A 21,851-nucleotide genomic window follows, 5' to 3' on the forward strand; every position below is an offset into this window, starting at 1 on the left:
ATTGATTGAGATGAACATTAAAGAACTTTTTTATAAGCCATTAGATCGTGCGATTAACGGGGTCGTAAAAGCAGACCAGAATGACAATACTACGGTTTATCAGGAACTCGATGAGTATGTGGTCACCAATGAACTGGAAAAGCATTTTCGGGACTTTTTCCAGTCTTATGGCACAGACCTGAGCGATCCTTCGATTGCCAACCGTGTCGGCGTATGGATTTCAGGCTTCTTTGGTTCAGGTAAATCACATTTCCTGAAAACCTTGTCGTATATTCTGGCCAATAAAGTGGTACGTGATGCGCAAGGTAACGAGCGTAGCGCCGCAGAATTCTTTGATGAAAGCAAAATTCGTGATGCGTTTATCCGTGCCGATATTGGTAAGGCCGTCAGCCATCATGCCGATGTCATCCTGTTTAACATCGACAGTAAAGCCAGCTCCAATGATGATGGCAATCCAATCCTGAATGTGTTTTTACGTGTGTTTAACGAGTATCAGGGTTTTAGTGCTGACCATCCACATATTGCCCATATGGAACGTCACCTGAGCCAGAAAGGTGTCTACGAACGCTTTAAACAGGCGTTTGAGGAATCTAGCGGCATGTCCTGGCTAGAGGAGCGTGACGGCTATCAGTTCTATCAGGATGATGTTGAAACCGCGATTTCCCAAGCCCTCAACCTATCCGCTGAAGCTGCACACAAGTGGTTTGAGGATTCTGAGCAGACCTTTAGTGTTTCGGTGGAAAACTTCTGTCAGTGGGTGAAAGAATACCTGGACAGTAAAGGACCCCAGCAACGCATGTTGTTCTTGGTCGATGAAGTGGGGCAGTTTATTGGCAGCGATACTCGCTTGATGCTGACACTGCAAACCATTACTGAAAACCTGGGTACGATCTGTAAAGGCCGCGCTTGGATTATCGTGACCTCACAGGCAGACATCGATGCTGTTTTAGGTGAGATGTCTTCTTCCAAAGCCAATGATTTCTCCAAGATTGCTGGACGTTTTAAAACCCGTTTATCGCTGTCCAGTTCCAATACCGATGAAGTTATTCAAAAACGTTTATTACGTAAAACTCCAGAAGCTGAAGCATTGCTCAGATCGGTGTTTGAGCAAAAGGGCGATATTTTAAAAAACCAGATTACCTTTGACCGTTCAGGCCCAACACTCAAGAACTATGAGGGTCCAGACAGCTTTATCCATAACTATCCTTTTGCGCCGTACCATTTCCAGCTGGTGCAGAAAGTTTTTGAAGAAATCCGTAAGGTCGGTGCGACCGGTGCACACCTGGCCTATGGTGAACGGTCCATGTTGGATGCGTTCCAGATGGCTGCCAATGCGATTGCTACAGATGAAGTCGGTGCCCTGGTTCCTTTCCACCGCTTCTATACTTCAGTGGAAGGATTTCTGGATACAGCAGTGAAGCGTACCATCGACCAGGCAGGGCAAAATAAAACCCTGGATGGTTTTGATGTGCAGATGCTGCGTACCCTGTTCATGATCCGCTATGTCGATATCATCAAAGGTACCTTGGATAACCTGGTGACTTTGTCGATTGAGAAAATTGATGAAGATAAGCTGGCATTACGCAAGCGGATTGAAGAAAGCCTACTGCGTCTGGAAAAAGAGAGCCTGATTACTAGGAATGGTGATGAGTTCCTGTTCCTGACCAATGAAGAACGCGATATCACCCGTAAAATTAAAGCCACAGACTTAGCGGCTTCAGAAGAAAATAAAGAGTTAGCTAATCTAATCTTTAAAGATTTACTGAGGGATCAGAACAAATACCGCCATCAAGCCAACAAGATGGACTATCAGATTGGTCGTTTTCTGGATGGTCATAGCCTGGATGGCAAGTATGAGAGCGATTTGAAAGTTGAAATCATTTCTCCACTGGATACGGAATATAACCTCTACACAGAAGCTTTCTGTATTGGTAAAAGCGCCGAGGCCGAAGGGCAGATATTGTTTAAACTGGCAGACGATAAACAGTTCTTTAATGAACTGCGCACCTGGCTGAAAACCAATAAATTTATTCGGTTAAATGATGATGGCACTCAGTCCGATATCACCCGTATCCTGGCAGACCGTGGCCGAGAGAACCAGGAGCGTAAAAAACGCCTGCGTGCCCGGGTCGAAGAAATGTTGCTGGACGCGGAAAGTTATGCCTTGGGTCAACATCTACAACTTTCATCTTCAAGTCCAACCACCAAGCTGGATGAGGCTTGTCGTTATTTGCTGGAAAACACCTATACCAAACTGAGCTATCTGCAAGTCTATCAGCAGGATGCCTGGCGTGAACTGAACGCCGTCTTGACTGTCGATGATATGGCGCAGCTCGGATTGTCTCTGGATGGCGGTCAGAGCAATCCCAAAGCCCTACAGGAAGTGGAGCAGTACATTGCACTACGCGCCACTGGTACAGAGCGTATTCTAGTCTCAGATGTGATAGATCGTTTTGTCAAACGCCCTTATGGCTGGCCAGATGCCGAGATTTTACTGCTGGTGGGGCAGTTGGCGGCAATGGGGCGGATTTCATTGCAATTAAATGGCGGCAGCTTACAGTTAAAAGATGCCTTTGAGCCTTTACAAAACAGCCGCCGTCGCCGTGATGTATCGATCATTAAAAAGCGCCAGACTGATGATCAGGTATTGAAACAGGCACGCCAACTGACTCAAGGGCTGTTCTCGGCGATGGGGCCAGCGACTGAGAAAGAGCTGTTTGAATTCTATACCCAACATTTTAAAAACTGGTTAGCCAACTTTAAGTCCTATAAGAGTAAAACTGATGTCGGACAGTTCCCGGGCAAAAAAGTGATTGAAAAGTCGATTCTGACTTTGGAACGTCTGCTGGCGAATAGCGACAGCTTCGATTTCTTTAAAGCGGTGGTTGAGAACAAGAATGACTATTTGGATCTGGAAGAAGACTATCGTGACATTCATGAATTCTTCAGCAACCAGATGCCAAGCTGGCAACAACTGCAACAGGCTCTACGTCATTTTGAGAAAAACAAACAGGCGCTGGGCAGTGATGAGGTGGCAAAAAAAGCCCTCTCCGAATTACATCGTATTGCCACCCTTGAATCACCCTATGGCCTGTTAAATAAAGTCGCTGATTTAGTTCGTACAGTGGAAAGCGTCAATGAGCAATTGTTGACTGAGAAGCGCAATCAGGCGATAGAACACATTGATGACAAAATCAAGCAGCTGGAAGCCGAGATTAAAAACAGTGGCATCGCTACCGCTGAGCTGAGTAACAAGCTACTACGTCCGCTGCAATTGCTCAAAGCGGATATTGAAGTGGAAACTAGCCTATCCACCATCTATATGCTGCAAACCCAAACCGCCGTGGAGCGTTTTGATGAAGCCTTGTATGAGCTGGAAAGCGAAGTTCAGACGGAAATCCAGCGTCAGGCCAAAGCGGCACAACTGGCTCAGAGCAAAGCAGAGAGTGTAACCAACACTGCAACCACCGCTAGCCCAGTTACATCAACACCTGCTGCGAGTCCGGTACAGCCTGTGACAGCCGTAGTGCCACCGAAACCGGTGGTAGAAGTCGATGTCGCCAGCATTTACAGCAAAACCTCCAGCAGTGTCTATCTGGAAACAGAAGAATCAGTGGATCAGTTTGTAGACGCACTCAAAGCTGAATTGAAAAAAATTGTGAGTGATAAAAAGCGTGTGCGTATCCGCTAACTTGGGTTAGGGATATCGGCATCAGCCATTAATTAAAGGTTTAAAGATGAATACCAGTCATATTAAAAAATACGCACCGCAAGCACGTAACGATTTTATCGCAGCGATGCGCAAGCAGGCCGCCAAGTATGGCATCACCGCAGACCGCATTTTACCGGCAGAACAGAAAGGCGACTTGCTGCTGATTGGCGATCAGGTTTTTCCGCTATCCGTCATGAAACCACGTGACAAGCTGATCAAGCGCATTCAAACCAGCAGTTTTGAGCAGACGATTGATTATATCGCTTACAGTTGGTTTAACCGTCTCTGTGCCATTCGTTACATGGAATGCAAAGGCTTACTGGATCATGGTCGCCGTGTGCTCAGCAGTGCCGATGGTAGTGCAGGCTTGCCACAGATTCTGGAAGAATGTCTGGACATTGAGCTACCGAATTTAGATGCCAGCCGTGTGGCTGAACTCAAGCTGGATGGCAATAAAGACGAAGAACTCTATCGTGAATTGTTACTAGCGCAGTGTCATGCGTTGAATCAGGTCATGCCACTCCTGTTCGAACAGGTGTCTGATGAATCTGAACTACTATTACCTGACAATTTGACCAAAACCGATTCTTTGATTCGTGATCTGGTCAGCAGCATTCCAGAAGAAGACTGGTCGGATGTGCAGATTATTGGTTGGCTGTATCAGTTCTATATTTCTGAAAAGAAAGATCAGGTGATTGGTAAAGTCGTCAAGAGTGAGGACATTCCTGCCGCGACACAGTTATTCACCCCAAACTGGATTGTGAAATATCTGGTGCAAAACAGTGTTGGTCGTCTATGGATGATGGCACAGCCTGATAGTACGCTGGCCAGTGAGTGGGAATACTATATTCAGCCGGCTGAGCAAAGTGATGAAGTCAATGCCCAGCTGAAACAGCTGATTGATGTACGCATTAGTGAAGATGGCGATACTTTAAACCCTGAAAGCATTACCGTGCTCGATCCGGCCTGTGGTTCGGGGCATATTCTGGTGGAAGCCTACGATTGCTTAAAAGCGATTTATTTGGAACGTGGTTACCGCAGTCGTGATATTCCACGTTTGATTCTGGAAAACAACCTGTACGGGATTGATATTGATACCCGTGCAGCACAGCTCGCCAGTTTTGCACTGTTGATGAAAGCGCGTGAAGATGACCGCCGTTTATTTAGCAATCCACCAAAGCTGAATATTATTGCGCTACAAGACAGTCAACCTGAACGTTTAGAAGCATTTAGCCAAGATTTAGCTAGTGCCAATATTGCACAGGCAGATTTAAAAGAACTGTTGGACCTATTTGAACATGCTTCGAACTTTGGTTCTTTGATTCAAATTCCTCAAGCATTTGCTAAAAAGCTGCCTGATTTAGAAACCAAGCTGAATACAGCTTTAGAGTCAGGGGATATTTTTGCACAACAGTCAGCACAAGAGTTATTGCCTTTAGTACAACAAGCTATATTACTTGCTAAACAATATGATGCAGTAATTGCAAACCCGCCGTATATGGGCGGTAAAGGCATGAATACAGCACTTAAAGATTTTGCGAAAAAGACATTCCCTGACAGCAAGTCAGATATGTTCGCAATGTTTATAGAGCGATGCCAAGAACTTTCTAAAGCATCAGGTGAAACAGCGTTTGTAACACCTTACGTATGGATGTTTATTTCGTCCTATGAGCAAATGCGTAGCAAATTGATTACAGATGCGACAATACAATCACTCATTCAACTTGAATACAATGCCTTTGAACCAGCGTGTGTCCCTGTATGTGCTTTCATTGTAGGAAAATCACACATAGCAAATTTTGTTGGTGGTTATATTAAATTATCTGAATTTAAGGGACATGAAAATCAAGCACCGAAAACTATAGAAGCGATTAACAATCCTGATTGTGGTTGGTTTTTTTCTGCTAAACCAGATGATTTTAAGAAAATACCTGGAAGTCCTGTGGCTTATTGGGTGAGTGATAAAATAGTAGATGCATTCACATTTGGTAAACCATTAAAAGAATATGCTGATGCAAGACAAGGGTTAGCTACCGCAGATAATAATCTGTATTTAAAACTATGGAATGAATTAAATATAAATCAAATTTATTTTGAGGCTACAGACGCTACTAAGGCAATTCAATCAGGTCGAAAATGGTTTCCTCATAGCAAAGGGGGGGGCTTTAGACGATGGTATGGGAATAATGAGTGGGTAATAAATTGGGAAAATGATGGTTTTGAATTAAGAAAATTTGAGAAAAGTGTTATCCGTAATGCGCATGATTATTTTAAAGGAGGAGTGACTTGGTGTGATTTAACTTCAAGTTATTTTAATGCTAGAAGTGTTGGTCAAGGCTTTGTATTTGACACAACAGGTCCAACAGCCATTTTAAAGAAACAAGAGCATAAATCTATTTTGCACGGTTTTATGAACTCTAAAGTTTTTCAGACCTTAGTTAATATTTCTCTGCAAGGATTACATTACAGTAATGGAGTAATAGCTATAACTCCTGTTTTAGAAAAAATATTTGATGATAGTCGGTTATCTAAAATTGAAAATAAGCTATATGAAATTTCTAAAATTGATTGGGACTCTTACGAAACCTCATGGGACTTTACTGAAAACCCTATTATTCGTACCCAACAATCCAATTTAGAACAAGCATTTAACACATGGCAACAGCAAAATGCTGACGCTGTGGCAGAAATGAAACGTCTAGAAGAAGAAAACAATAAGCTGTTTATTGACGCTTATGGTTTACAGGATGAACTGACGCCAGATGTACCCGATGAGCAAATCACTCTGACTCGTGCCGACCGTGAAAAAGACAGCCAGCGTTTAGTGTCTTATGCAATTGGTTGCATGATGGGACGTTATAGCCTGGATGAATCAGGTCTGATCTATGCCCATGCAGGCAATCAAGACTTTGATGCCAGTCGTTATCAAACATTCCCAGCGGATGCTGACGGCATTATTCCACTCACCGAAATGCACTGGTTTGAAGACGATGCAACGCACCGTATTCGAGAGTTCTTAACTGCGGTTTGGGGCAAAGACACGCTGGATGCCAATATGCAGTGGTTGGCAGAAAGCTTGGATAAAAAAGCTAGTGAAACAGCAGAAGACACCATTCGCCGTTACTTAGCCAGCAAGTTCTATAAAGACCATATGCAGACCTATAAAAAGCGGCCGATCTATTGGCTATTCAGCAGTGGTAAACAGGGCGCTTTCCAGGCGTTGGTGTACTTGCATCGTTATAACGAAAGTACCTTGGCACGTATGCGTACCGAATACGTCATGCCGCTGATTTCTAAAATGTCCGCTATGGCCAATTCTTTGCAAAGTGAAATCGAAAACAGTGATTCCGCTGCTGAAATCAAACGAAAAGAGAAAGAATTGCAAAACTTGCATAAGCAACAGGCTGAACTCAGTAGTTTTGAGGAAAAACTGCGCCATTATGCCGATCAGCGTATTTCACTGGATCTAGATGATGGGGTGAAAGTGAACTATGGCAAGTTTGGGGACTTGTTGGCTGAAGTCAAAGCGATTACGGGGGAGAAATGATGAATGCTTTTTCTCCGGTACTAGACCTTGATGAGGTCGTTGCATGAATTTAAGTCAACTACAACAAGGTCTGGAACAAGCCTTTTATATTGAACAGCACCGGATTGTCTTCTGGTACGATGCGGAACAGTCCTTTAGCGAAGAAGTAAAGGCGTTAAAACTGAATGATGTTCATATTCTGAATATGGCAGAAGAGTCGAGTCTGGAGATCAAGCTCAAACTGGAACTTGAGGATCAGCAGGGTAAATACTTGCTGTATTTCCCTAGTCCTGAGCCTGAGACCGAAAAAGACTGGTTACTGGACATCAAGCTGTATTCACGCAGCTTCTATGCCGATCGTTTCTCGATTATTTTCAATGAGCTGGGTTTACAGCAGCAGAGTCTAAGAGAACATCTGGCCAAACGTGAAGAATTCCTTAAAGCCAAAGCCCGTCTGAGTACATTGAAACGCTATATCCAGCCTGATGCAGATGCACAGGATCTGGATATGGCCATGATTGCGGCTGTGGTCAAGGCTGACAGTGCCGAACTTATGCATATCGTTCTGGCACTGGCAGATGAAATGGTACAGCAGAACCTGGCTCTGGAAGTAAATCCAGACTCCTTTGCTGAACTGGAAAAATTCCAACTAGTGCCAGCTTTAGTCACAGCATTACAGGCGGAAATTGGTTATCCAGCATCGGTTGAAGAGTTGAATGGGGAAGCACCATTCAAGCTCGGTACGTTCTTTATCCGTTTGATGAGCACAGGTTTCTGTGAAAGCTTGGGCGATATCCCCGTATGGGCTCAAGAACTGGTGATGTCATCCGTCAGCTCCCGTGCGACGGCTAGAGCCTTTTTGTCGCGCTGGAGAGACAGTTCTAAATACTACCCAACCTTCGATACACTCTCTCAGACCGTGGCCAATGCACTGCGGATCCAGGAGAAGGTCGGGGTCTTTGATCTGGAGCAGCTGCTCGATGTCATGACCTTTGAAGTGATTGAACAAAAGATCATTGTCGATCTGGCCAGCCAGATCCCTGCAGCAACCAAAGCTGAACTGGAACATTTCAGAACGATTATTTCTACCCGTCTGGATGGCTATTGGGCTTCCAAACATAAGGATGATGCAACACGCCGTAAATATCGTACTGTCTATACAGCGTTGCAGGCAGCCATTGAGCTGTTTAGCCTGCGACAGCAGTTTGATGCCGGTTTCTATTTCGACTCGAGTGAAGCTTTGTATAAAGCCTACGAGCAGGAGTTGTATCGCTTTGATATGGCTTATCGCCACTACAGTGCTGCTTCTCAACGCGCTCATGTCGATATCCTGAAAAAACTCGATGAAGAAGTCGAAAATTGCTATTCCTACTGGTATATCGATCACATGGCGCGCAACTGGGGAGAGCGGATTGAAGCAGAGCAACGTCTGAATGTCTGGAAAATGGCAGATATCCCAAATCAGCAAAACTTCTATGATACCCATGTCAGACCCTTGCTGAATTCTGCAACGAAACGCCGTATTGTGGTGATCATCAGTGATGCTTTTCGCTATGAAGCTACGGTAGAGCTGCGTGATCGTATCAATGAAAAGCGTTATTCTGAAGCGACATTGTCTTCACAGCTGGGCGTTGTCCCAAGTTACACCACACTTGGCATGGCCTCGTTGTTGCCGCATCAGACTTTGGAGTACAAAGAGGCCGCAGGTGATGATGTTTTAGTAGATGGGCAGTCCAGCAAAGGGACTGCAGCACGATCCAAAATTCTGGCTGCCTATAATGGATTGGCGGTTACCGCTGAAACGGTAAAAGGTTGGTCGCGTGATGAAGGCCGTGAAGCACTTAAAGACCATGATTTGATTTACGTTTATCACAACGTGATTGATGCTCGGGGAGACAGTGCCTCTACAGAATCAGAAACCTTTATGGCGGTGGAACATGCCATTGAAGAACTGACCGAACTTAGCCGCAAAATCTTGATGCATTTCAATATTTCTACCCTGTTGATCACAGCCGACCATGGCTTCTTGTTCCAGCAAAGTAAACTGGAATCTGCGGATCGTTCAAGCTTGACTGAAAAACCGACCAATGCATTGAAAAGCAAAAAACGCTATGTGATTGGGCATGGTTTACCAGAGAGCAAGGAAGCATGGAAAGGCTCAACCCAAGCTACGGCAGGCACACGATCTGCGACTGATTTCTGGATTCCAAAAGGGGCGAACCGTTTCCATTTTGTGGGAGGCTCACGTTTCGTACATGGCGGAATCATGCCTCAGGAAATCGTAGTGCCTGTACTGACAGTAAAACAGCTGCGTGGTGAAAAGGCTGGACAGCGGACCAAGCGTAAAGTTGAGGTCATTTCTACCAAATCCACGCTGAAGATGGTCAATAACATCCAGAAGTTTGATTTGATGCAAACCGAAGCTGTCAGTGAGCTGGTCATGCCAGTGACTTTATCCATTGCCATTTATGATGGGGATCTTAAAGTTTCCAGTGAAGAAACCTTGACTTTTGATAGCAGTACCGACTCTGTTGCCGATCGGGTCAAACAGGTCAGACTGTCATTATCCGGTACTGATTTTGACCGTAAGAAGGATTACTTCCTAGTGCTGAAGGACAAAGACCTGAATATCGAAATGCAACGCTATAAGGTCACCATTGATCTGGCATTTACCGATGACTTCTCCTGATAACGAATTAACGATAGAGCGTAGCCTACATGGAATCTGCTAACGATAAAGAACTGGATCAGCTGCTGAATGAACACTTTGCTGGGCGGGTGGTACGTAAGGATCTGACTAAACTGATCAAAGAAGGGGCAAATGTCCCTGTCTATGTACTCGAATACCTGCTGGGGATGTACTGTGCCTCGGATGATCCAGAGATCATTGAACAGGGACTACGTAACGTAAAGACCGTACTGGCTGAGAACTACGTCCGACCGGATGAAGCCGAGAAGGTGAAATCCCTGGTCCGTGAACGGGGCAGTTATAAGGTCATTGATCGGGTGACTGTAAAACTGAATGAGCGTAAAGACAAATACGAAGCATCATTTAGTAATCTGGGCATCAAAGATGCCGAAATCTCGGCAGGCATCGTCAAAGAGTATGAAAAATTACTTGTTGGTGGTATCTGGGTCATTGCTACGCTCAGTTACTATTATGAAGAAGGACAAACCAATTCTCCATTTGGGGTGAGTTTACTCAAGCCGATTCAAATGCCGAATATGAATATGGATGAACTTTTCAGTGGCAGAGCAGCATTAAGCACTGATCAGTGGCGCGAGAGTTTAATCCGTTCGATCGGCATGGAACCGGCTTCGTTAAAAGAGGACGTGCAATGGCACCTATTAGCGCGTATGGTTCCGTTCGTTGAAAATAACTATAACGTCTGTGAACTTGGACCACGCGGTACCGGGAAAAGCCATATTTACAAAGAGTGTTCACCGAATAGTATTCTAGTTTCAGGTGGGCAAACCACTGTCGCCAATCTGTTCTATAACATGAGTAGCCGCCGTATTGGTCTGGTTGGACTCTGGGATGTGGTGGCCTTTGATGAAGTCGCTGGTATTTCCTTTAAGGACAAAGATGGCGTACAGATCATGAAAGACTACATGGCCTCTGGATCTTTTGCCCGTGGTCGTGAACAGATGGAAGCCTCAGCTTCGATGGTTTTTGTGGGTAATATTAACCAAAGTGTGGAATCTCTGGTTAAAACAAGCCATCTCTTGGCGCCGTTCCCTGAAGCCATGATTGATTCGGCATTCTTCGATCGTTTTCATGCTTACATCCCCGGCTGGGAAATTCCCAAGATGCGCCCGGAGTTCTTCACCAACCGTTATGGCCTGATTGTTGATTATCTGGCTGAATTCTTCCGGGAAATGCGCAAGCGTAGCTTTGCAGATTCCATTGAGAAGTACTTCAAACTCGGAAATAACCTGAATCAGCGTGATGTGATCGCCGTTCGCAAGACGGTTTCTGGATTGATGAAGCTGCTCTACCCACACGGTCAGTTTAATAAAGAAGATGTACGGCAATGTCTTCAATATGCACTGCAGGTGCGCCGTCGGGTTAAAGAACAGCTGAAGAAAATTGGAGGGATGGAATTCTATGATGTGCATTTTAGCTATATCGACAATGACACCCTAGAAGAGCACTTTGTTTCCGTCAAAGAGCAGGGGGGTGGCGGACTGATTCCTGAAGGTCCAGCCAAGCCAGGTTTTCTGTATACCATCGGGCTGAGTAATAAAGGCATGCCGGGGTTATACCGCTTAGAACTTCAAGTGACCAAAGGTTCTGGAAAATTGGCGACATCAGGCTTATGGAATTCAAGCAGTGCCAAGGAGCAGGTCAAAATCGCATTTGACTACTTCAAGGCCAATGCATCCAGAATATCGGGTGGCAGTAAGGTGCTGGAACATGACTTCCACTTACATGTGGTTGAATTACAGAATACCGGGCCGCTCAGCCATCTTGCCTTACCAAGTTTAGTGGCTTTCGCTTCTGGCCTGTTAGGACGATCGGTACAAAGTCAGATGGTGGTACTGGGTGATATGAGCTTGGGTGGTTCTGTGACACCGGTGGAAAGTATTGCCGAATGTCTGCAAGTTGCTTTTGATGCTGGTGCCAAGAAGGTTGCTTTGCCAATGAGTAGTGCGGCAGATATCCCAACGATTCCTGTGGAACTGTTTACCAAGTTCCAGACCAGCTTTTATGCAGATCCGGTAGATGCTGTGTTTAAGGGGCTAGGGGTGGATTAATTTCATATCTGTCTGGAAGAGTTACAGTAGATTGTTTTAAATTCAGTTTCTCAAGTTAAACACCATGTTGTAAAAGCATAATACTGCCTCTTTTAAAGAGCTAGTATTTTAGTGGGGGATTACCCTTCATTTTTTCTTGATCAGATATCTGTTGTATTTTGACAGGATTTTGTTGATCTAAATATTTTTGATACCAAACACGCAATGTTTCAGGAGTACAACCGATTTTAGGAGCAATAGCTGTGATTGCTGCCCAAGTAGAAGGATAATCTTTTTCAGATTCAATTAGTAATTGAACCGCTCTTTCTCTGATTTCAGGGGTCAATTTTACTTTGCCATTTGTAAGGTAAAAGGGGGCAATTTTAGAATGCCGTTGACAATGTATCGCCTTTTGAGTTTGAAGCAATGTACAATGATAAGATTAACCCGTTAGGTCAGGTGGCCTAACTTAAATAAAAATTCTCCGACAAACCCGGTACGGTTCATAGCGAGTATCTGCTTATAAAAATTAGGTTTATTTGATTTTAACATCCGAATTGGGTATATGAGACTTTATGTTAAATGAATGATATAACCCATAGAGAAATATCATCAAATAATGAAGATACTTCGGATAAATTTTTGCTATAAATTATTGTTTTTATATCATTTTCTGAAAGCTTCCAAAATCCATCGGATGCTAGAATATATGTGGATTTTTTTTCAATATCTAAGGTCTTAAAGCTCAAGGGTTTTAACTTTTTTGTATTAAATGACTTGGTGACAATATTATCATTTGAAGAAGACCTAAGTATCATTTCGATACTTTGGGGATCTGTTTGATTATTTAAGCTCATCGCTAAATTATGAGGATAAGTAATCCAACTGATTTGTTGCTCATTATTGATTTTCCCAAGTCTGCAATCACCCAAATGTGCTGAATAAATTTGAGTCTGACTAAAAATAACCATCAAAATACTCATTGCTGCAGGTCGCAATTTTCCCCGATGTTCTATATAAAAATTCTCTGTTAGACGTTCAAAAAAATCATGTATATCTTGTGTAGTATTATTTAATTGAGCAAAGACGTCCTTCAAAGAAAGCACATAAGCCTGAAAATTTTTAACTAGTATGTCGCTGTTTTTACATCCCCCATGACCATCCACTACGTAACAAAAATATAGATTTTCATTATCAGTAAGGTTCCCTACAGCATCGATTCCAAATTTTTCTGGTGCGCTAAGATTCTGACATAAGGAAAAGGAGTTTATTAATATGCTTTTGGCCATTGTTTTATGATCGCTTGAATTACTTGTAAAGCTCTTTCTCTTGAGCCAAATCTACATTGATCTTCCATTATGATTTCAAAATCAGTTAATTCAGTGAGTTTTTTAAATTGGTCAGATAAGTAATCTTTGAGTTCTGTTGGAGCATTATAGACTTCTTCAACTAAGGAGGATCGTCCCAAGCAAATTGTGATGATATCTTCTAAGTCTTTGCTATATAAGGGATCTTCTTTACGGCCATGTAATGCTTCAAACTTGGTTGCTAAGAAATATTCAGGCATTAAGGTATTGATAATTAAATTATTTCCTAGCTTATACTCTACTTTTTTCTTATAAGCTTCTAGATACCAAGAATTAGAGAAGCCTAAAATTTTTTCATCAGTGGGCATAAAGTCTACAATTAGATCTTCCCCTAGTTGGTAGCGACAAGTGAAGTCCGTGTTCTTTTCAAATGGATCTGAACTTTGATAATTTTTAAACCCTAGTTTTCTGACTTTCTCATCTAACTCATACCATTGGGTTGTAGTCTTTATATCTACAATTAAATCAACATCTTGAGTGTATCTAGTTGATAAAGATAAATTTTCTGGATCTAAAAACAGGCTAGTAGTGCACCCTCCAATAAATACTAGGTCTTTGATAAGATCCTCGCTTAAAGCACTTATAACCTGCTCTAGCATCTTCATTTGTGTTAAAGCATTATTCATTGTAGATACTCACGTAATAACTTTTCAGCTATTTTCTTTTCCCTTGGGGAACCTATTCTAAACACATCAATAAGAGCAAAAACTTCATACAGGAAATTATCATCTAACGCTGCATATGGTACAGATTTATATAATGGTTCAACTGCTAATCCTGAAATTGATTGATAGCTTTGAGCGGGCCAAATATAAGGTAATGAAGAAGAATACGATAAATGATCTGAAAGTTTTTTATTATTGAAAACAGTAGGAATACCAATATCAATAGCACCAACTTCTGTATGGAAAAAGTATTGAAAACTGTAAATAATTAGGTCTAAGAGAGCTCTTCTATTGGTTTTCCATTGCATTTCTACTAGCTCTAATCGCTTAAATGGTGAATTAGAGGTTACGATCAATAGCCCTATCTTGATTAAACGCTTTAAAGATTCTGCAACCTCACTTTTACTAATAACTACTGCTTCAGCCAACCCTCTGATTGATAAAGAATCATAAAAAGCACTTAATTTTAAAAAGATATCTAACTGCTCATCTTCTAATTTATCCCACTCAAGTTGTGCTTCTGAATAGTATTCTTTGAATATCTGGTGCTGATTCTCAATAGAGATCAGTTTTACGAGAACTAGAATGTCTTGAGGTTTAATCATATTAAGTTACCTTGTCCTTAATCCGTGGACTGAATTCATATTTGATCAACTCATTACACTATTTGCAAGTATTTTTTAAAAATAATATTAAATAAAAAAGCCCGACATCTTGTCGGGCTTTTTCATGTTTGGTGCTAGGTAGGGCTGTCTACCTAATAATCCTGGTGCTAGAACTTATCGTTATTGTTTTATGTTCCGGAACGTCCTGTTCCTGTATGACTTCATCATAAGTAAAAAACCGCAGCTGCCCTAGCCGCAAAATCCCTAAATCTCTGTGCGCCAGGGCGTACAAAAATGGCTAAAAGTTGTCCCGGTTTTATCCGCAGAAATTGGGGATAGTTGGTGTCTATGTCGGATAACCGCCATTATATTTAATAAAAGTATAAGATCAGGGAAAGTTACAGTTTTTATTTAAAATTGAAGTATCCATTAGACTTATGAATATTTATAAAAGGTATATAATGAGTATTATTAACCCTCAAGAAACCTCTATGAAAGGTTTACAGTCAATCATTCTTTATGATTCTTTTCTTTCATCTAAACTATTCCGAGTTGATATTAGTGGTGGTCATACAAACATTACCGGTATCAACGGTGCAGGGAAAACCTCATTCCTGAACCTGATTCCTATTTTCTTTGGTGCCTCACCAAATGGGTTAATAGAGAAAGCTGCAAACAAGAAAAATTTCGTAGACTACTATTTGCCGAGCAGTCGAAGCATGGTGATTTTTGAATACCTTGCTCACTCAGGTACAAAGTGTGTGGTGCTGTATCGCAATAATAATCAGGGCAAGCACAACTACCGATTTGTTGATGGATGCGCGGAAGATACGCTATTAAGTGAGAGCAGTCTGGAAATCTTGGGTCTTTCTCAGAATGTGAAAGACGTATTTGATCAGGTTTATAAATCTGGCGTTGATGTGAGCCGTCAGATCGACAGCATCCCTGAATATATCTATACGCTGACTGCAGATAAATCACGACTGACAGGTGAAAGAAACCTTCGTGATTTATGCAACCGCTATTCACTGTCTGGAAGCAAACAACAGCTAAAATTCCTGAGCAATCTGACCCAGGTAACGATTAACCAGAACAATGTTGTCTCAAACTTCAAAACCATGTTAATTGAAGCGTATTTGGACAACGAGAAAATCAAAACAAAACCAACCTCTACCGCAGATTGGTTAGCAACCATCAATGATGTGAAAGCCCTACAAAGCCTTCAATCGGAAAAGCAGAAGATTATCTCTGGCATTCAGTTAAAGAATGCGGTCTTAGCCTCCTTTAATGCGCTTCATGCACACCTGTTGGTACTCCGGGACCATGTGGTGAACTACGAGCAGCAGATCAGTTCGATAGAGCATGAAATCTATGCGGTAAAGAACAAAGGGAATGAGACAGTCCGTAACCTGAATAACCAGATTGTACAAGTCAAAGAGCTGATTGCAGTAAAAGAAAAGTCTGCAGGTAACTTTAAACAGGCAATTCATGATATTGAAGTTGCGGAAAGACGTTATCAAGACATGAATATTTCCGTCATGGAACAGGAATATAAGAAACGTGCGCACTACTTCAACGAGATTGAAGAAGCGAAGAAATACAAACAGTTTTTGACTGAAAGCTACGAAAATATCAACCGCGAGTACGACAAGCATTCAGCAGATTTGCTTCGTGAAAAAATGGCATCCAGTGAAGCCCTTAATGCTGAATCTAACGAGGTTCAGGAGGCAATCAACCAGTTGCGAAACCGCTTTGATCTCAAGGTGAAAGAGCTTGAGCGCAAACAGGCTGAACAGCTCCAAATTCTTGATCAAGAAATTTCCAGTGAACGTCAAAGGCTTCTGGATATCCAGTCAGCAGCTATGGAGCGCATGCACCAATCAACACTGTTTACGGATGAAGAAAACCTACAGCTACAGCGCCTCAAGTTGGCTTATGAAGTCAAAGAGAATACCTTGTCTGCAAAGTCTGACGAATTGAAAGCGGCTCAAAACAAGCTTAAACAACTTAATTTTGATCAAAACAAGGCGCAGTATGATCTTAATGGATTAAAAGCCAAGCTTGAGAAAGCCAAGCAGTCAGAAGAGAATCTGCGTACAACCCTGTTCCAGAAAGACACCTTGCTACGGTTCCTGAATGATGCACCGAATGAAGATGTGGACTGGCGTACTACCATTGCGAAGGTCATCAATCCTGAGCTTTTCTTCAAAACCAACCTGAACCCTGTCTGGCAAACTGGCGTGAATGCCAATGCCCTAAGCCTCTATGGTCTTGAAATAGACCTGAACAAGTTGGAGATTCCAGGGGAAGCCGACAGTCTTGAGCAACTACAAATACGTCTGAAAGATGCCGAGATTTACACGGCTTCTTTGGTTGAGCAGTACGACAAGCAATCGCATCTGGCTCAGTCCATCCATAGAGAGATCAACGAGACCAATATTGCAGTTGTTAAACTCGAAAATGAGTTAAATACCCTGCAAAACGAGAAGCAGCAAGCCCGACAGGTTTATGACCAGACTGAGAAAGAGCTGAAAGCGAAGAAGGCAGAAGCTACACGTATTGAGCAAGAAGCTGTAAATAGAGCGAAATACGAGCTGCAAACTTTCAACAATCAGATTGAGCCGAAGAAACGTGGTGAGCTTCGATCAGCCAACATGCTTGAAAAAAATGGCTTAAAGGAGAGCTATGATGCGTCCTATGCAGACTTGCGTATCAAGCTTGATCTGATTGCCACAAAGGAAAAGCAGCTAGAGAGCAGCTATCAAGCCAAGATGGATGATTTGACCAACCTGTATCACAGCAAACTGCGTGAGCAAGGCGTGGATGAAAATATCCTGAAACAGGCAGAAATGAAGATCAAGGCTGCGATTGCACAGCACACCAAAGTCAAAGGCTATGAAAGCATTTTGGCTGAGTACGATATGTGGAAGAAAAACCACTATCAGTACAAGCAGAACCATATCGAGGACATGAACCAAGCTCTGAAACTTGTATCTGAATACAGCCACAATCTTTCCAAACTGGAAAGTGAGCTTGAACAAGTCCGAACCTCCCTTCGTACAAGAGTGGACAATCTTGAAGCGAGTGCACAAGATTTCAGGGAGAAAATCAAAAAGCTGGATAAACAGGGGCGTGAAATCGAAAACCTGTTCGATGACGATATCCTATTGGTAGAGGTAGATCGACCTGAGTTTTTAAGCTTCGACAGCTTCTCTCGTGATCTGGGTACGTTGGCTGATACACAGAAGAAACAGATTTATCAATTACGCTTGCAGACAAACGCTTCTAAGGCATTACTGCGCAAATATGAAGCCTTCTCTCTGTTCAAGCTGTTTGAGGAAAAGATGGAGAGTATGGGGACTACCAGTGAAACCATGAACACCATTAACTCCATGTCTACCATCGAAAGCATCATGGACTACGACTTGCCGAAAAAGCATGATGCAGTCACAAACATTTTCCGTAATAAATCGGCTCAGTTGCGTAACTATATTCAGGAAATCCTTAATCTAAATAAGCGTTTAAAGAGCGTATCTACGGAACTGTCTGGTTACCTGAACCGTAGCAACAAGTTCAAGGCATTCACTGACTTCTCAATGAATCTGGAAAGTGTGCTGAATGACAAGAACACCCTAGATCAGCTCAATCAGTTTGTTTTGCAGTGTGAGGACTATCAATCCTTTGAAAACATGCAAAGCAGCTCCATTCCGAGCGAGGATTTCATTCGTTGCTGTGAATACACCTTAAAGGCAATTGAAAGCACCAAAGGACATACTGATGATATCCGCTCTATGGTACGTCTGAAAATGAGCGTGATGAACAATGGTCGTCTTGCCGAGCTGCGTACTGACAACGACTTTACCAGTGCAGGGAGTACAGGAACGTCACGTATTCTGGTGCTGATCATGTTCCTCGCATTGTCACGGAAGTTATGCCCTGATAACTCGACCTACATCCATATCCCGCTTGACGAGATTGGCAACTTTGATGCGATCAACACCAATTTGCTGTTCGACATGATGGACCATAACAAAATCTATCTGGTCTGTGCTCAACCGGAAAACTCAACCTCTAACCACAAGTTTAAGAATCTCTACATTGTTGGAGCCAATGGTGTCAGCACTGTTGTTCCACTGGAAATCGAAGGCGATAACCCATTGCTTGCAGCAGAACCAGTCTAATAGGGAAAAAGTGGAGAATTTTAAATGGCTGATAAACGATTAACAAAAGTAGCGACCAAATTATTAGAAGGTTATCTAATTGACCAGTGGAGTGATTTTGAGAACTTTGAGTTTTTGAATGATGTCGAATTTTTAGATCAACTAAACAACCATATTAGTTTTCTAGGCAAAAAGTGTATTCAGACACCGTGCGGTGGTGGGTATTTCCTGATTTACCTTGATATTGAAAGTGACCCTGAGATCAAAAAGGTCATCACCAAACAGTTTGAGGAAAACGTCAGCAAAATGGAGCCACTTGTGGACTGGCTGCGACTGTTCAGAAAGGCAGGGGGGCGCAATGAACCTCTGATTGGAGGCGACAGAATTACGTCTGGTGAAATCCTGGTTGAAGTGGAGAAGTCCAAGCATGTCCAAAAAGGGCTAAAAGAACTCTCTGCAAAGTTGGGTAAGACCGCAAGCACAGTGAAAGACCAGATCAACGGTGTTATTCAGTTTTTGGTACAGCGCGAATATTTAGTGCCGGTTGGGGTTGTGGGTACTGAGTTTTTGGCAACTTCACGTTGGTCGATTTTCTACGATGAAGCTGAGTACCTTGCCGAACACAATGCGATTGATATCACTCAAACAGATGATGTGGAGCAGGGCGAGTTACTATGATCGACTTCGTGAATCCGGCTGAACGTGGGGCGAAGGTTTTCTCTGCAAACATTGATGCTATTGCCGAAGCAATCATGTTTACCAGTTCGTCTATTCAGGTCAATGAATCAAACAAATCCTTGATTGATAATTTGCTGTCTTGCGATCTTGGGTATCTGGATGCAGAAAAAAACACGCTGCATCTAAGAAACTTCGTCATTGAGTTTGTGAATTTCTATAAAAACAGAAAGAAACGCAACATTTCCGCACCCGACATTAGCGGTCTGATTGATCGTATCAAAACGGTGAGTACCGACTATGCCTTGTCAAAAGTCGAGGACCCGGAAAGTGCCGAAGTATTAAAGGTTGAAGCAAGTGACCTGATTATTGAGCTTTCAAACAATATCAGCGAGAACATGACCAATTTTGCCGATCAGTGCTTTGAGTATCTGTCGCTGTTCAACAACTACGACATGAAAATGCGTAAGGCTGAACAAAGCTTAAAGACTGCCAAAATGCTAATTACGGCACTGGAAATCCTTTCACCAAATACGATGGATGAATTGGCGGTAGGTGATGCAGACTTGCAGAGAGTGATCTCCAAACGTCTCAAGCCAAGCGTGTTTGAAGCCATTGAAGAAATGAACCACAGCCATCACCGACTGGACAAGCAACTCTTTGAATGGAAAAAGGACATAAAAACCCAGGAGCGAATCAATCTGATTGATGCGCTGCACCGTCATTTTGCCAACAACCGGACGCTGAATGCCGATATTGATTTCAACAAGGCACCTGATAGCTTCCGTCGTGTACCACTTATCAAGCTGAAAGCTCGTGCCGATATCTACCTTGAGGATTTTGAGAACACTTTATCTGCGGTAGCTCAGACAGCCAATCAGAAGCGTGTTAAAAAAGATGGTCCAGTTGTTAAAAAAAAACGCCCACCGGTAGAGAAGGCAACGCATACGATAGTGAAGGCAGTCTCACCTCTGGATAAAGCTGCATTTTTCTTCTTTGACGCTTTTGGCAGTCCGGCAATCAATGAAATATCAGCAAAGAACGCCTACATACGCCTAGAGCCTGGATGCAAATTTGAATACTGGATTAGTCGCCTCCTGTATGAGTTTGAACTCAACCACTCAAACCATCTTGAGTTGCAGTTAGTGGGTGAAACGGATGCTAAATATAATGGCAACTACTACATTTCAGATATCGTGTTTCGTCGCAAAGACAGCAACGGAAAGGTGATGCAATGCGCTTAGGGCAAAGAGAACTCTCAATCATTCAGACGGTTTTACAGCTTAAAACCAGAGTGGTGAAGCTTAACAAGACATGGACAATGCTGAACAAAGACATGCAGATCGGTAGCATCATCAAACGTGAGCTGCATCTAAGTGAATCAGATCTTGATGTGCTTCGGGTTCTGTACGGAAAGCATGTAAAAACGGAGCCAGAGGTAACGTATGACTCCAATGCAGACCGAATATCGCTTGCTGATCATCGTATAGATGAAAAGTCTGGCAATGCCAGCGTTTTCGGTGAGCAGCTTTGGTTTGCTGCGATCAATGCACAACTACCGTTAAAGTCCGGTGAGATGCACATTGCACATCCTGGCGTGACAACAGCCGTGTCCTTAGAGCATCTTGCAGTAGAAAAAATCAGGAAGCTGATCATTATTGAGAATGGCACTATGCTTGTACGGATTTCGGACTGGTATCAGCAAGTTCCACTCGAATGGCAAGACAGCCTATTCCTTTACAGGGGGCATGGTAAGAACTGCCGGTCAGTCAATCAGTTGCTTGAAGTTCTGCCAGAAGAATGTCCGGTAGCGGTGTATACCGATTTCGACCTGTATGGGTTGAATATCGCCAATAATTTCAACCTGATCAGACCAGTCTCTGTGATGGTTCCCCAATGTTGGCAAAGCATTAAAGAACAACACCCTGATAACAACTTCTATAAGTATGTAGACCAGTCAGAGTACATTTCGGATTTGTCGGAAACCGAAGGCATGTCGGAGCCGATGAAAGCGATCTTGAAGCATGTGAACTTCAATAAAGTTGCAGTTATGCAAGAGAACGTGAACCGGCTTGGTCCATTGGTGTGTATAGCAATTTAAGGGCACTGTTGCAAAAGTTCAAGGTGTTACTTTAGACTATACCCTAAAATTACATTTTAAAAGTTCTTAAAAACATGTACCATTTAAATGTTTTTTAATCATAAGTAACATGTAACTTTGGTATTAAAGATTTATAATTTACGAAATTGTTCATTTTTATCCAATTGGGGCGTAAAAAGGGCTTTGTTGCACAAAGATTTGAAATGCAAAGCGCCCCTAATTGATCCAAATTTAAGGCGTAACTTGGGTAAGTGGGCGACCTAATTCCGTAAATCTGTTAAGGACTGCTACACGTGCATGGAT

At 42.7% G+C, this 21,851-nt stretch carries 11 protein-coding genes and 1 pseudogene; 8 read left to right on the forward strand and 4 right to left on the reverse strand.

Features of this window, described 5'->3' with window-relative positions:
- Positions 1–10: 10 nt before the first annotated feature.
- Genes brxC through brxL form a run of 4 tightly spaced genes read left to right on the forward strand, consistent with a single transcriptional unit; the run spans position 11 to position 11,996 of the window.
- Positions 11–3,691, forward strand: a complete 3,681-nt coding sequence (gene brxC, locus FTU22_RS14570) for a BREX system P-loop protein BrxC (protein ID WP_159153679.1) — start codon at positions 11–13, stop codon at positions 3,689–3,691.
- 46 nt (positions 3,692–3,737) lie between these two features.
- Complete coding sequence (gene pglX, locus FTU22_RS14575; protein WP_180095162.1) at positions 3,738–7,259, forward strand: BREX-1 system adenine-specific DNA-methyltransferase PglX; 3,522 nt, start codon at positions 3,738–3,740, stop codon at positions 7,257–7,259.
- Positions 7,260–7,302: 43 nt separating this feature from the next.
- On the forward strand, positions 7,303–9,927 hold the full coding sequence (pglZ, locus tag FTU22_RS14580) for a BREX-1 system phosphatase PglZ type A (RefSeq protein WP_180095164.1): 2,625 nt from the start codon (positions 7,303–7,305) through the stop codon (positions 9,925–9,927).
- 29 nt (positions 9,928–9,956) lie between these two features.
- Complete coding sequence (brxL, locus tag FTU22_RS14585) at positions 9,957–11,996, forward strand: protease Lon-related BREX system protein BrxL (RefSeq protein WP_159153674.1); 2,040 nt, start codon at positions 9,957–9,959, stop codon at positions 11,994–11,996.
- Between the two features lie 124 nt (positions 11,997–12,120).
- Here the strand turns inward: brxL and FTU22_RS14590 are convergent.
- From FTU22_RS14590 to FTU22_RS14605, 4 genes and pseudogenes are all read right to left on the reverse strand, one after another.
- Positions 12,121–12,357 (reverse strand): annotated as a pseudogene (locus tag FTU22_RS14590) (hypothetical protein); the annotation flags it as partial.
- Between the two features lie 196 nt (positions 12,358–12,553).
- The gene (locus FTU22_RS14595; RefSeq protein WP_004827016.1) at positions 12,554–13,264 is read right to left on the reverse strand and encodes a serine/threonine protein phosphatase; all 711 of its coding nucleotides are present in this window, start codon (positions 13,262–13,264) and stop codon (positions 12,554–12,556) included.
- A complete protein-coding gene (locus FTU22_RS14600) occupies positions 13,246–13,968 on the reverse strand; it encodes a hypothetical protein (protein WP_159153672.1) in 723 nt (240 codons plus the stop codon). Before FTU22_RS14600 ends, FTU22_RS14595 begins: the two co-directional genes overlap by 19 nt.
- Positions 13,965–14,612, reverse strand: coding sequence for a hypothetical protein (locus FTU22_RS14605; RefSeq protein ID WP_004827010.1), 648 nt, complete (start codon positions 14,610–14,612; stop codon positions 13,965–13,967). Before FTU22_RS14605 ends, FTU22_RS14600 begins: the two co-directional genes overlap by 4 nt.
- Before the next feature lie 461 nt (positions 14,613–15,073).
- Here FTU22_RS14605 and FTU22_RS14610 point away from each other — a divergent pair, with 461 nt between their 5' ends.
- From FTU22_RS14610 to FTU22_RS14625, 4 genes are all read left to right on the forward strand, one after another.
- Positions 15,074–18,793 carry an ATP-binding protein gene (locus tag FTU22_RS14610; protein WP_078390059.1) on the forward strand — a complete coding sequence of 1,240 codons (3,720 nt, stop codon included), beginning with the start codon at positions 15,074–15,076 and terminating at the stop codon, positions 18,791–18,793.
- 24 nt (positions 18,794–18,817) lie between these two features.
- Entirely contained in the window at positions 18,818–19,450 is a 633-nt protein-coding gene (locus FTU22_RS14615; RefSeq protein ID WP_004676008.1) for a hypothetical protein, read from the forward strand.
- Complete coding sequence (locus FTU22_RS14620; RefSeq protein ID WP_159153671.1) at positions 19,447–20,691, forward strand: hypothetical protein; 1,245 nt, start codon at positions 19,447–19,449, stop codon at positions 20,689–20,691. The genes FTU22_RS14615 and FTU22_RS14620 overlap by 4 nt, the downstream gene beginning before the upstream one ends.
- A 149-nt stretch (positions 20,692–20,840) precedes the next feature.
- Positions 20,841–21,548: a hypothetical protein gene (locus FTU22_RS14625; protein ID WP_227518671.1), complete on the forward strand. Its 708-nt coding sequence runs from the start codon at positions 20,841–20,843 to the stop codon at positions 21,546–21,548.
- Positions 21,549–21,851 lie beyond the last annotated feature (303 nt).

Source organism: Acinetobacter sp. YH12076 (genome assembly GCF_013419525.1).
GTDB lineage: Bacteria > Pseudomonadota > Gammaproteobacteria > Pseudomonadales > Moraxellaceae > Acinetobacter > Acinetobacter amyesii.